A 12,992-nucleotide genomic window follows, 5' to 3' on the forward strand; every position below is an offset into this window, starting at 1 on the left:
GATGCCGCCGCAATCGGGCCTTACGCCTGAGATCCTGATTCCCCGGAGGTCTTCATGAATCACAGCCTCACTCGCCGCAGCTTCATGGGCTCCGCCTTGCTGCTGCCTGCGCTGGGTTTTGCGTCTCGCGTGCGCGCCGAGCAGCAGAATGACGATATCGACAAGCGGCTTGCAGCGCTTGAAGCCCGCATTGGCGGGCGCCTCGGGGTTTCCGTTCTCGACAGCGACACGAATGTCTCCTTCGGCTATCGCGGCAGCGAGCCCTTTGCCATGTGCAGCACCTTCAAGGTCCTGGCTGCAGGCCTCGTTCTTGCCCGTGTCGACAAGGGCGATGAGAGCCTCGACCGGCGTATCACCTACGGCAAGGACAAGCTCGTCACCTATTCCCCCGAGACCGAAAAGCATGCGGGCGGCGACGGCATGACGATGGCCGAGATCTGCAAGGCCGCCATTACGCTGAGCGACAACACCGCCGGCAATCTGATGCTGGAAAGTTTTGGCGGCCCGGCCGCACTCACCGACTGGCTGCGCTCCATCGGTGACGGCACGACAAGGCTCGACCGCATGGAAACCGCGCTGAACGAAGCCACGAAAGGCGATCCGCGCGACACCACGACGCCGGATGCAATGCTGGATTCTCTTGGCAATATCGCGCTCGGTTCGGTTCTGGCAGAAACCTCTGCAAATCAGTTGATCGACTGGATGATTGCAAACACGACCGGTGGTGCGCGCCTGCGCGCAGGCCTGCCCGGCGATTGGAAGATCGGCGATAAGACCGGCACGGGTGACAATGGTTCCGCCGGCGATATTGCCATCATCTGGCCGCCCAAGCGCGGCCCGATCGTCGCCGCCGTCTACATCGGAGAAGCGACGGTGAAGATGGATGAATTCAATCCCGTCTTCGCCGAAATCGGCAAGATGATTACCGAGATGGTCTGAAACGGGAAAGATCCGCCGCTCGGCAGCAGCTTAGCAACCATGGTTTCGTCGCAGCAATGCAATTGAACCTGCCGGTTATCGCATTGACATCAAGTTCGTGATCAGACCTGCTTTGATTTCGAGCGTCGGGCGATTGATTTCGGGTTGACCGATATCTCTCAGCTGATCGGACGTCAGGTCTGCCAGCACCCTCCGCCTCGCGGCAGCTCTGCGCCACTGCCTCACGGCAGCGGCCAACGCAGCAGTCAATATTGTGATGCTGTTCACCCTGGACTCGGACACCTGTTGTATCGGTGCGCTGGCGGCGTGAGTTTCCGTGTGAGCCATTTCCCAGTCTCCTATTTGTGAAATGTGTGAGTGGGAATGTGCCATGGGGGTGTTTTCGGCCTGTTGAGCTGGGCGTGAACGGCCAGGAAAACTTCGACAAGCCGTCGCTAAATCGGTGTTAAATCCGTCTTCCTAAATGCTATTCTGCAGCGGCGATCCAAATCGGGAGGCTTTCTGTGCGTATCAGGTTGCTAGGCGGCCTCGAAGTTACCTCCCCGGAAGACCGGCAAGTACGCTTCGCCACGCGCAAGACGTCGCTTCTTTTTGCTGCTCTGGTTCTTGCAGGGCGCCGCGGCTGTCGGCGGGAATTGCTTTCCGAAGCCTTCTGGCCGGGACGAAGCAATGAACAGGCCCGCAATAGCTTGCGGCAGGCGCTGGTCGATATCAGGCGGGCGTTTCCGGCGAGCAGCGAAGCCACTGTCTACATCGACGGAGATCAGGAGACGGTCGTCCTGATTTTCGGCCTGGACGAAGCCGACATTTCGATCTTCGACCGGAAGCTGGAGGCGGGCGGAGCCGCGGATCTTGCCTTTGCGGCAGACCTCTACCGCGGTGAGGTGCTTGCGGGCGAGTCCATTCCGGACGGGCTGGATGAGTGGTTCGGACCTTACCAGAGCACATATCGGCGCAAGGCGCTGCAACTCGCGGAGCGGTTGAGCCTCATGCTCTCCGATCCGGGCTCCGCCGAAGAGCCAGCCTGCGAAGGGCTCGCCGAGAGATTGCTCGCCTCGGACCCGACGATGGAGCCAGCCCACCGGGCCCTGATGCGGCTCCATATTCTCAGGGGACACGAGAACGCGGCCATGCGCCAGTTCGAGACCTGCCGGGCTCTCTTGAAGAAGCATCTCGGCGCCGAACCGGAAGCAGAGACGTCCTCCCTGGCCGTTTCGCTGCAGTCGCGACAACAACCCTTACATCAGCGGGCCGAACCGGGGCCTGACGTCATCTCGCAGATGCAGGCCGTTTCAGCCCCGACGAAGCATCACGATCGGCCCTCGGTCGCGGTATTGCCATTTCAGAATTTGAGCGGCGATGCGGAGCAGGAATATTTTGCCGATGGCATCGTGGAGGATATCACGATCGCCCTTGCCCAATTCCGCCATCTCTACGTCATCGCGCGGAATTCGAGCTTTACCTACAAAGGGCAGGCCGTCGACATCAAGCAGGTCGGGCGCGAGTTGGACGTGCGCTATGTGGTCGAGGGAAGTGTGCGTCGGACGGGAGACCGGCTCCGCATTGCCGGACAACTCATCGACACATCGACGGGTGTGCACCTTTGGGCAGACCGTTTTGATGGGACGCTTGCAAATATATTCGATCTTCAGGATCAGGTGGCCTCCAGCATCGTCGGCGCGATAACGCCGAAAGTAGAGGAGGCGGAGATAGAGCGCGCCAAACGCAAGCCGACGGAGAGCCTTGACGCTTACGACTATTATCTGCGCGGGTTGGCAGCGTTTGACCGGACGGTCACCAATAGATCGGTAACCGATGAGGCCCTGCGGCTGTTCATGAAGGCGATCGAGCGCGACCCGGAGTTCGCCATAGCGTATGCCCGGGCGGCGCGATGCTACGCGACCCGAAAGAGCAATGGCTGGATGGCCAATCCCGCCGAGGAGATTGCCGAAGCGACCCGACTGGCGAGAAGAGCGGTCGAACTCGGCTGGGACGATGCGGTTGCGCTCTCCTACGGTGGATATGTCCTCGGCTATGTCGGCGGCGACCTTGATGACAGTGCGGCCTGTATCGATCGCGCGCTCTTCCTCAATCCGAATCTCGCCGCTGCTCTGGGCACCAGCAGCTGGGTGAAGACCTGCCTTGGCGAGCCCGACAAGGCCGTCGAACATGCAGCCCTCGCCATGCGTCTGAGCCCTTTGGATCCCCGCCTGTTTGCCTGGCAGTTCAACACCGGCCTGGCTCATTTCTGCGCCGGACATTACGAGGATGCCGCCGTCTGGGCGGCGAGATCGTTACGCCACCAGCCGAATTATCCGAGCGCGATGCGTGTTATGGCGGCAGGTCAGGTCATGAGCGGGCGGAGTGCGGAAGCGCAGGGAACGATCGCTCGCCTGTGCCAGTTGGATCCCGCGCTCCGGCTTTCGAATCTTGCCGATATCCTGCCGCCGTTTCGGCGACCGGACGACCGTAACCGATATATCGAGGCTCTTCGAATGGCGGGGTTGCCGGAGTAGAAAAGCGGCGGAGAGCGCTTTCCGCCGCATGTCGGTTGGTGTTGCGGCCTCAGGCGGCTGGAACGTCGTCTGTTGTCGCGGTTCCGTTATCCTCAATGCCGGTGAGTTCACGCTTGATCTGTTCGGCAATTTCCTTCTCGATCGCCTCGCGCTGATCGGCAGGCATGGCCTTCAGGTCGTCCTCGGTCAGGCCGCGTGATTCCAGGTATCGGGCACGGATGAATTCGGCCGGGTCCATGTTGCTCCAGTCGGTGAACTCATCGACCAGGCTCCTGTGTGCGGCCTTGGCTTCCATTTCGGCGTCCGACGGGTTGATATAGGTCTCGTTGCCGGCTTGTACTGCCCACATCGTATTGGCGATCGACGGCGGGGTCGCGCTCGGCTGCAGGCCGGCGCCGGACTGATTGCGTGCACTGCCGCCAAATTCGTCGGCCTGCTTATTCTTGGATTTGCCCTGCTCGAAAAGTGCACCAAGGCCAGAGTAAATTGAAAGGCTGCTACCGATTTCCATGAAAAAATCCCCCTGAAAAACGGTAGCAGTATGATGGGGCAAACCTGCCCGGAGCTGGTGTCTCCTTCTGGTTGCACTACGGCAGCGAGTAGGCGATCACGTAGTCCCCCGGCTTGGTGCCGACCGAACCGTGGCCGCCCGCAACCATCACGACATATTGCTTGTTGTCATCCGTCATATAGGTCATCGGCGTCGCCTGACCGCCGGCCGGAAGCCGGGCTTCCCACAGTTGTCGGCCGTTCGTCACGTCATAGGCGCGCAGATAGTTGTCGACGGCGGCGCCCAGGAAGGCGACGCCGCCCTTGGTCATCATTGGCCCGCCGATACCGGGCACGCCCACCTTGAAGGGCAGGGGCAGCGGCGTCATGTCGTGCACCGTGCCGTTCTTGTGCATATAGGCGATGCGGCCGGTGCGGAGATCCACGCCGGCGACATAACCCCAAGGCGGCGCCTGGCAGGGAATCTGCAGCGGCCCGAGGAAGGGACCCATGAATACGCCGTAGGGCGCACCGTCATTGCGGTTGAGGCCCTGTTCGCTGCCCTTCTCGTCCTGGCCACGCGGCGGAATATCGGCGGCCGGTACCAGGCGCGAGGTGAAGGCCAGGTAGGTCGGCATGGCGAACATCACCTGGCGCTCCGGATCGACGGCGACCGAACCCCAGTTGAACGTGCCGAAATTGCCGGGATAGACGATCGTTCCCTGCAGCGAGGGCGGTGTATAGCGGCCCTCGTATTTGTAGCGGTGGAATTCGATGCGGCAGGCAAGCTGGTCGAACAGCGAGACGCCCCACATGTCCTTTTCCTGCAGCGGCTCAGGGGAGAAGGTGAGATCGGAGATCGGCTGGGTCGGCGCGCTATGATCTTCCGGGATCGTGCCACCGGGTGCCGGAATCTCCTTGAAGGGAATGATCGGTTGGCCGGTGCGCCGGTCGAGCACGTAGATGTCGCCCTGTTTGGTAGGCGCGACGAGCGCCGGCACCGCTGTTCCATCTTGCTTCGTCAGGTCCACGAGCACCGGCTGGGCCGGCACGTCCATGTCCCAGAGATCGTGGTGAACGAATTGCTGCACCCATCGCAGTTGGCCCGTATTGATGTCGAGCGCCACGACCGACGACGAGAACTTCTCGACATTGGCGCTGCGGTTCATGCCGAGCTGGTCCGGCACCTGGTTGCCGAGCGGGATATAGACCATGCCGAGCTGGTCATCGACGCTGAAGACCGACCAGCTGTTCGGCGAATTCGTCGTGTAATGCTGGCCCTCGGCCAACGGTGTCGTCTGGTCGGGATTGCCGGAATCCCAGTTCCAGATCAGCGCGCCGCTGTTGATGTCATAGGCGCGGATGACGCCGGACTGTTCTTTCGTCGAATAGTTGTCGTTGACCGCCCCGCCGATGATGATCTTGCCCGCGACAGCGACCGGCGGCGACGTGGAGTAGTAGTAGCCGGCCGGGTTGTATTGCATGCCGGTCTGTAGCTGCAGCACGCCATGGTCGGCAAAGCTCGCGCAGACCTGCCCGTTGGTCGCGTCGAGCGCGATGAGGCGTGCATCCGAAGTCGGCAGGTAGACACGCTCCTTGCAAGGCTGGCCGGCAGGTGTCGCCTCATCGCTGTAATAGGTCACGCCGCGGCAGGTCTGGTGCTGCCGGTCCGGGTTCATGCCGGAATTGGCGTCATATTTCCATTTCTGCTGGCCGGTCTTGGCATCGAGCGCAATCGCCCAATTGTGCGGCGTGCACAGATAAAGCGTGTTGCCGACTTTCAGCGGGGTGACCTGATAGGTGGTCTCGCCGACATCGTCGGGCTTCTTCACGTCGCCGGTCTGGTAGCGCCACACCTCATCGAGGGTGGAAACATTTTGCACAGTGATCTGGTCAAGCGGCGAATAGCGCTGGCCGTAGGGCGTGCGGCCATATTGATGCCATTCGCCGTCAGGCACATTGCCACCAAAAGCCGGCGTTGCAGCGGATGATTGCGTCGGCAGATCGCCGGCGAGGTCATGCGGATCCGTCGTCATGGAATATCCGGCGACGATGATGGCCAGAATGACCGGAATGGCCAGCGGCCAGGGATTGGCACCGTAATAGATGCCGGTCGGGCTGCGAAAACCGAGCGGCCTGCGGATCCATGGCGTCAGCAGCCAGAGCCCGAAGAGGATGATCAGGCCGCCGCGCGGCCCGAGCTGCCACCAGTCGAACCCCACCTCCCAGATTGCCCAGGCGAGAGCCACGACGACGAGTACCGCATAGACCCACAGCGCGACTGCCTTGCGCATGAGAAGCAGGCCTGCCGTCAGCAGGAACATCAGTCCCGCGAAGAGATAGAAGACGCTGCCGCCAAGCGTGACGAGCCACAGCCCCCCGCCGCCGAGCGCCAGTCCGAAAATGATGAAGAGTATGGAGGTAATGACGATTGCCATAAGGCAGTCTCCCGCTGGTTAGCCGGATCGGAAAATGGCGAAAAACATACGCCGATCAGGCAGATAGAGCGGGAGGCCTGCCTTTCAACCGCCGCATTTGGCCGCGGTTGAAACTGGCGCGCTAGTTGGCTTTTGCAAGCTCTCGGTCGATTGCGGAGACCAGGCGGCTATCGTCCGCCGTCACGTCGGGGGCGAAACGGGCGACGACCTTGCCATTGCGGCCGACGAGGAATTTCTCGAAGTTCCAGAGGATTTCCTTGTCGTCGCCGGCGAGGCCGGCGCCCTTCAGCCGCTCACGCATCGGCCCTTCGCCTGTCGTTTCCACATCGGAGCCGGTCAGGTTCTTGTAGAGCGGGTGCTTGTCCGGTCCCTTGACGGAAATCTTCGAGAACATTGGGAAATCGACGCCGAAGGTGCTGGTGCAGAAATCCAGGATTTCCGCATCCGTGCCCGGCTCCTGGCCCTTGAAGTCATTGGCCGGGAAGCCGGCGATGACGAAGCCGCGCTCGCGCTTGTCGGCATAGAGCTTTTCAAGCCCTTCATACTGCACCGTCAGGCCGCACTTGGAGGCGACATTGACGATGAGCAGCACCTGGCCGCGATATTCGTTGAGCGTCGTCTCACGTCCTTGCACTGTCTTGACCGGAATATCGAGAAGGTCAGTCATTGTTATCTCCAATGAATATGGGGCGAGTTGAATTGGAATTGTCTGGAATCAGGTTCCGCAGAAGGTCTGGAGCACCCGCTCTTCCAGCTTCGGCGGGTCCATATAGGCTGCAAACGCCGGCTGTTCCTCATAGGGGTGCGAAAGAACTGTGAGCAGCGCCTCGAACAGCGAAAAATCGCCGTCCTCAACGGCCGCCTCGATCGCCTGCTCGACCCGATGGTTGCGCGCAATGAAGGCCGGATTGACCTGCTTCATTGCTGCAGCCCGATCACTGGGCATCTGCGGATCGCGCGAAAGCCGCTCGCGCCAGCGCGCCAGCCATTCGGTGCCGGCAGCAGGCTCGCGGAAAGTCGATGTGAATACCGCCTCGGACGCCTCGTCGCCTGCAACAGCCGACAGCCGCCGGAAGGTCAACGTAAAATCCGCTCCCCCTGCCTGCATCAGCGCCAGCAATGACTGGATGAGTTCGAGATCGCCGTCTTCGATTGAAGTCAGGCCGATCTTGCCGCGCATGCCCTGCAGCCAATAGGCGTGGAAACGCTCGCCATAGGCCTTGATGATGGCGTTGGCATGCTCGATCGCCTTGTCTTTGTCGGCATCAACAAGCGGCAGCAGCGCTTCACCGAGCCGCGCCAGGTTCCATTGCCCGATGCCCGGCTGATTGGCATAGGCGTAGCGCCCGTGCTGGTCGATCGACGAGAACACCGTCATCGGATCGTAGATATCCATGAAGGCGCAGGGACCGAAATCGATCGTCTCGCCCGAGATCGTCATGTTGTCGGTATTCATCACTCCATGGATGAAGCCCACCTGCAGCCAGTGGGCGATCAGCGCCGCCTGCCGGTCGCAGACAGCTTCATAGAGCGCGAGATAGGGATTTTCCGCCGCCCTCAGCTCGGGATAGTGCCGTTCGATGACATGATCGGCGAGTGCCTTGATGCCGTCCTCGTCGCCACCAGCGGCAAGATACTGGAAGGTACCGACGCGGATATGGCTTGCTGCGACGCGCGTGAAGACGGCGCCCGGCAAGATATCCTCACGCCGAACGCCTTCGCCGGTCAGCACGGCGGCAAGCGCCCGCGTGGCGGGAATGCCGAGCGCAAACATCGCCTCGCTGATGATATATTCGCGCAGCACCGGACCGAGAGCTGCCCGCCCGTCGCCGCGGCGCGAAAACGGCGTCTGGCCCGCGCCCTTGAGCTGGATATCGCGGCGCTTCCCGTTGCGGTCGATCACTTCTCCGAGAAGGATCGCGCGCCCGTCGCCGAGCAGTGGCACGAAATGCCCGAACTGATGGCCGGAATAGGCCATCGCCAGCGGCTCCGCGCCGCCAGGCACGAGATTTCCGGAAAAAATTGCTGCGCCATCGCGCTTCAGGACCTCGACATCAAGCCCCAGTTCTCTAGCCAGCGGTTCGTTGAGCTTGATCAGCCACGGCTCGGCCACCTGCGTCGGCGCCTGCAGGGCGAAGAAGTTCTGCGGTAGCCGCACATAGCTGTTGTCGAAGCCGAAGGCGTTGTCCGGCGGGTTTGTCTGCGGGGCGGAGGTCATGACTAATAGGTAGGGCCGCAGATGCGGTCACGCAAGCCGCCTTAGGTCCAAACCATCCGCTTCACGAAGGGCAAAAAAGTGCAAGGAATGGTGATCGGCCTTTACCTCTCGGCAAAGCAGATGTGCCATAAAAGACATAGCGCCGCCATGATTGCAGGCGTATAGCAAAACCATCTCCTCTTGGCATTTTTGCCATGTCATCCCCGCGGCCTTGTCGCCCCGTGTGCTCCGCTGCGCCTTTGCGAGTGATCCCTGACGATGTCGGATCAGATTTATCATGCGCCGATGGTCCGGCGTGCAGCACCCAATTTCCGGGTGATCGCGATGATTGTCGCGAGTGCCATGCTCATGGAAAATGTCGACGCAACCGTGCTGGCGACCGCGCTGCCGACGATGGCGCGCGATTTCGGCGTCGACGCCCCGGCCATGTCGATTGCGCTGACCTCCTACCTGCTCAGCCTTGCGATCTTCATTCCCGCCAGCGGCCGCGTGGCAGACAGTTTCGGATCGCGCACCGTCTTCCGCTCGGCGATCGCCGTCTTCGTGGTCGGCTCGATCCTCTGTGCCTTTGCGCCGACCTTGACGTTCCTCGTGCTTGCCCGCCTGCTGCAGGGCATCGGCGGCGCCATGATGATGCCCGTCGGCCGTCTGGTGCTGATGCGCAGCGTCGACCGCAAGGACATGGTCAGCGCCATGTCCTGGCTGCTGGTGCCGGCGCTGATCGGCCCGATCGTCGGCCCTCCGCTCGGCGGCTTCATCGTCACCTATCTCGACTGGCGTTGGATCTTCTACATCAACGTGCCGATCGGCATCATCGGCATGATCTTCGTGTCGATCTATATCGACGAGGTGAAGGGTAAGGCCGCCGGCCCCTTCGATACGATCGGCTTCATCCTCTCGGGCATTTCGCTCGGCTCGATGCTGTTCGGCTTCGAACTCTCGAGCCATGAGGGGCAGGGCTCCTTCTCGATCTTCCTGATCGCCATCGGCCTGCTTTTCGGCATCGCCTATCTGCGCCATGCCCGAAAGCATCCGGCCCCGATCATGGATTTCTCGCTGATGAAGGTACCAAGCTTCGGCACGTCGGTCATTGCCGGCTCGCTGACGCGCATCACCCAAGGCGCGCAACCCTTCCTGCTGCCACTGCTCTTCCAGATCGGCTTCGGCCTTTCGGCTGCTGCGGCCGGCCAGATCGTCATTTCCACCGCACTTGGCGCACTCTTCATGAAGCCGCTTGCCAAAGCCGTCTTCCGCCGTGTCGGCTTCCGCAAAAGCCTGATCATAAACGGCATTCTCGGCACGATCGGCTATGGTCTCTGTGCCGCCTTCCGGCCCGACTGGCCAATGCCGCTGATCTTCATCGCGCTCGTGCTTAGCGCCTTCTTCATGTCGTTCCAGTTCACGGCCTACAATACCATTGCCTATGACAATATCGGCCCGGAACGGATGAGCTCGGCAACGAGCTTCTACACCACCTTCCAGCAGCTCATGCTGTCGCTCGGCATCTGCATCGGCGCACTGGCGCTGCATGGCTCCATGGCTTTCAATGGTGTCGAAACACCGGAGCTGGGCGATTTCTCGATCGCCTTCATCGTCGTTGCGATCATTTCGATCACCGCCACCATCTGGAACCTGCGCTTCTCGCCGACGGCGGGCGAAGAGATCAGCGGCTACAGGGTCAAGCACAAGAAAGGCGCCGCAGCCTGAAGCTGAGGCGCCTTTCTCTTCGTCAGAGGCCGACAGGTTCCCGCAATCGCCTGCGCCGCAATGGACGCGCCTTGCGTTGGTCCGCCTGGAGCCCGTAGGCCATGCGGCGGTCGAGGTCCTCGAAGGCCGCAAGATCCATATCCTGCAATGCCACCTCCACAGCCGCCTCCGGTTCGGCTTGCGTCTGTTGCCCTTTAATCGCAAGCCACAGATCACGCCAGCTGCGCCGGCGTGTCATTGCCCCCACCATCGTCACGCCATGCCCTCCCGCTCACTCCGTCACGCCGCCCGGGGCAGGCACGCTTCGCAGATCGCCGCGACATGGCGGTGGTCGGTGCCGCAGCAGCCGCCGAGCACGCGCACCTGCGGCATGCGGCGAAGGAGCTCGCGGTAGCGTTGGCCGAGATCGGCAGGGTCGCCGGCATCCAGCACCTCACTGTTGTCGAGCTGTTCATGGCTCATGGTCGAAGCGTTGGCGCGGATGCCGGAAATGCGCTTTACCCAGCCGCTGCCATGATCGAGCGCCGCCTCGAAATGCGTCGGGTGGGCGCAGTTGATCATGTAGTAGGCCGGCGATCCGCCGGTGGCCGCATCCGTCGTCTCGATCGCATCCTGAAGGCTGCGGCCGGTCACCAGCCGGCCATCCGTCTCCAGCGTGAAGGAGATGGCACAGGGCATGCCGAGCGTGCTGGCTGCCCGCGCAATGCCGATCGCCTCGTCGATATTGGTCAGCGTGAAGGCGGCGACCATATCGGCCTCGGTGCCGGCGAAGGTCTCGATCTGGAAGGCGTGATAGTCCTCCGCTTCGTCGGCGCTCATGACGCCCGCCTTGTAGCCGTCGCCGCGCGGGCCTATGGCGCCGCTGACGACGATTGGTTGCTCCGGTCGCTCATAGTCGTGGCGCAAGCCCACGAGCAGTTCGACGGCTTGCTCGTTTGCTGTTTGCAGCGCTTCGGTCGTATAGTTGAGCTTCTGACCCCAGTCGGGATTGGCACGCCATGTGGCAGTGTCGAGCACGAAGCCCGTGCCGTGTCGCCGGGCGATATCCAGGTAGCGGCGATAGTAGTTCTTCGTGCGCTCCCGCCCGTCTTCGGATGCCAGCAATACGAAGGAGGCGAAATGCGGAAGATCGATGCCTTCTTGAAAGATCATCGTGGTTTCCATGCCGCCATCGCTAATGAAGGCGCCGCCTTTAAGCTGCGGCAACCCATGCCTGTACTTTGCCATCGTGAAACCTCTCCAGTCGAGGCGCCTGAAATGACTGCCGTCGATGGTCATGTTCTGCCGCTTATTCTGGTGTCAAACTAGGCGACTTGCGGTATACTATCACAGGTTTCGAATTTTGCGGATTGAAATCAATCCCTTGCATGGGCCGGTGCTGCCGGGGGCGCAGGCGGGCTCGATCTAGCTGTCCAGAAAACTGTACCGTGGGTACAGGAGGGGAACATGCGAAAGGGCGAAGAAACGCGGAATCGCATCCTTGATGTGGCGGAAGCAGCGGTCCTGCAGAAGGGGTTCGGCGGCACGTCCATCGAGGAATTGATCGTCGAAACCGGCATTACCAAGAGCGGCTTCTTTTACCACTTCAAGGACAAGAACGAGCTCGCGAAAGCGCTGCTCAACCGCTACATCGAAAACGACGAACGGATCTATGACGAGATCTTCAGCCGTGCGCGCGATCTGATGGATGATCCGCTGCAATCCTTTCTGTTGGGCCTGAAGCTGCTCTCCGAACTGGTGGCCGACCTGCCGAACGGTCATCCGGGCTGTCTCGTGGCGACCGTCTGCTATTACGAGCGGCTCTTCGATCGCGAGATCCAGGAGACCAACCGCAATGCCGTACTTGCCTGGCGCCGCCGCTTCGGCCGCATGTTCCGCGAGATCATGGAAGTCTATTCGCCACGCGAGCCCGTCGATGTCGACCAACTCGCCGATATGGTTTCTTCGGTGCTGGAAGGCGGCATTGTTCTCTCAAAGACGCTGAAGGAGCCGAATACGCTCGCCGAACAGGTGCTGATGCTGCGCATCTTCGTGAGGATGCTCTTCCTGCCCGCCATCGAGTCGCCGCTCGTTGCCGTCAGACATGAACATATCTATGGCACGGTAAGGAGTGGCGAGCAGCTTTAGGCTTTGCCGTCTTCCAGCTCAGCCGCCAGGCCGGCAAGCTTGCGTACGGTGTTGAGGTTGCGGGACGTGCCCGCCTTCAGTGCCGGAAGCTTCAGCTTCGATCGGCCGGAGCCGATGGGATAGTGCACATAGATTTCGCGCCCGGCGAGCTTTGCTTCCTCGCCATCGGGCGCCACCAACTTTTCCAGTGCATCCTTGGGTGCTGCCTCGGGCAGGAAATAGACCAGCAGAAAATTCGGCTTGGCCTCAGGGAAGGGCGCGTGGGCGATGATGCCGTCAAGCTCCCTGCGGCTGCGCACCATAACGCCCGGTCGCTTGCCCATCTTCTTTCCCAGTGCCTCGTCGAGCTTCTCCTCCACCGCCTTTTCGGCCCCATCCGAACGGAACAGGACGTTGCCGCTCTGGATGTAGGTCTTCACGTCGGTGAAGCCGAGCTGCTCGCAGATCGACTTCAGCTCGGCCATCGGCAGGGAGCCCGTGCCGCCGACATTCACGGCTCTCAGCAGCGCGATATAGACGGCCATTTCTCCCTCCCTTGAGCGAGTGGCGCACCAGGGC

The 12,992-nt window shown here is 61.5% G+C and carries 11 protein-coding genes; 4 read left to right on the plus strand and 7 right to left on the minus strand.

Annotated elements, in window-relative coordinates:
• Nucleotides 1-54 precede the first annotated feature (54 nt).
• Complete coding sequence (bla, locus tag FHX06_RS22895) at nucleotides 55-939, plus strand: class A beta-lactamase (protein ID WP_113203660.1); 885 nt, start codon at nucleotides 55-57, stop codon at nucleotides 937-939.
• A gap of 503 nt (nucleotides 940-1,442) precedes the next feature.
• Nucleotides 1,443-3,455 (plus strand): BTAD domain-containing putative transcriptional regulator, encoded by a 2,013-nt coding sequence (locus tag FHX06_RS22900; protein WP_183880976.1) that lies wholly within the window; start codon nucleotides 1,443-1,445, stop codon nucleotides 3,453-3,455.
• Between the two features lie 49 nt (nucleotides 3,456-3,504).
• Here FHX06_RS22900 and FHX06_RS22905 read toward each other — a convergent pair whose 3' ends face one another.
• From FHX06_RS22905 to FHX06_RS22920, 4 genes are all read right to left on the minus strand, one after another.
• On the minus strand, nucleotides 3,505-3,966 hold the full coding sequence (locus FHX06_RS22905) for a hypothetical protein (RefSeq protein WP_183880978.1): 462 nt from the start codon (nucleotides 3,964-3,966) through the stop codon (nucleotides 3,505-3,507).
• Nucleotides 3,967-4,042: 76 nt separating this feature from the next.
• Complete coding sequence (locus FHX06_RS22910) at nucleotides 4,043-6,382, minus strand: glucose/quinate/shikimate family membrane-bound PQQ-dependent dehydrogenase (RefSeq protein ID WP_183880980.1); 2,340 nt, start codon at nucleotides 6,380-6,382, stop codon at nucleotides 4,043-4,045.
• A gap of 121 nt (nucleotides 6,383-6,503) precedes the next feature.
• On the minus strand, nucleotides 6,504-7,049 hold the full coding sequence (locus FHX06_RS22915; RefSeq protein WP_113208943.1) for a glutathione peroxidase: 546 nt from the start codon (nucleotides 7,047-7,049) through the stop codon (nucleotides 6,504-6,506).
• Between the two features lie 48 nt (nucleotides 7,050-7,097).
• Nucleotides 7,098-8,600, minus strand: a complete 1,503-nt coding sequence (locus FHX06_RS22920) for a protein adenylyltransferase SelO (RefSeq protein WP_183880982.1) — start codon at nucleotides 8,598-8,600, stop codon at nucleotides 7,098-7,100.
• A 258-nt stretch (nucleotides 8,601-8,858) separates the two neighbouring features.
• Here FHX06_RS22920 and FHX06_RS22925 point away from each other — a divergent pair, with 258 nt between their 5' ends.
• A complete protein-coding gene (locus tag FHX06_RS22925) occupies nucleotides 8,859-10,307 on the plus strand; it encodes an MDR family MFS transporter (protein WP_183880984.1) in 1,449 nt (482 codons plus the stop codon).
• Nucleotides 10,308-10,329: 22 nt separating this feature from the next.
• Here FHX06_RS22925 and FHX06_RS22930 read toward each other — a convergent pair whose 3' ends face one another.
• On the minus strand, nucleotides 10,330-10,545 hold the full coding sequence (locus tag FHX06_RS22930; protein WP_246715618.1) for a hypothetical protein: 216 nt from the start codon (nucleotides 10,543-10,545) through the stop codon (nucleotides 10,330-10,332).
• Nucleotides 10,546-10,586: 41 nt separating this feature from the next.
• Nucleotides 10,587-11,534, minus strand: coding sequence for a homocysteine S-methyltransferase family protein (locus FHX06_RS22935; protein ID WP_183880986.1), 948 nt, complete (start codon nucleotides 11,532-11,534; stop codon nucleotides 10,587-10,589).
• Between the two features lie 219 nt (nucleotides 11,535-11,753).
• Between FHX06_RS22935 and FHX06_RS22940 the strand changes: the two genes are divergently transcribed.
• Nucleotides 11,754-12,434, plus strand: coding sequence for a TetR/AcrR family transcriptional regulator (locus FHX06_RS22940; RefSeq protein WP_112970959.1), 681 nt, complete (start codon nucleotides 11,754-11,756; stop codon nucleotides 12,432-12,434).
• Here FHX06_RS22940 and FHX06_RS22945 read toward each other — a convergent pair.
• Nucleotides 12,431-12,958 carry a DUF1697 domain-containing protein gene (locus FHX06_RS22945; RefSeq protein ID WP_183880988.1) on the minus strand — a complete coding sequence of 176 codons (528 nt, stop codon included), beginning with the start codon at nucleotides 12,956-12,958 and terminating at the stop codon, nucleotides 12,431-12,433. The two genes, FHX06_RS22940 and FHX06_RS22945, sit on opposite strands and share 4 nt — an antisense overlap.
• Nucleotides 12,959-12,992: the final 34 nt, after the last annotated feature.

Origin of the sequence: Rhizobium sp. BK512 (genome assembly GCF_014194915.1) — a bacterium.
Taxonomy (GTDB): Bacteria; Pseudomonadota; Alphaproteobacteria; order Rhizobiales; family Rhizobiaceae; genus Rhizobium.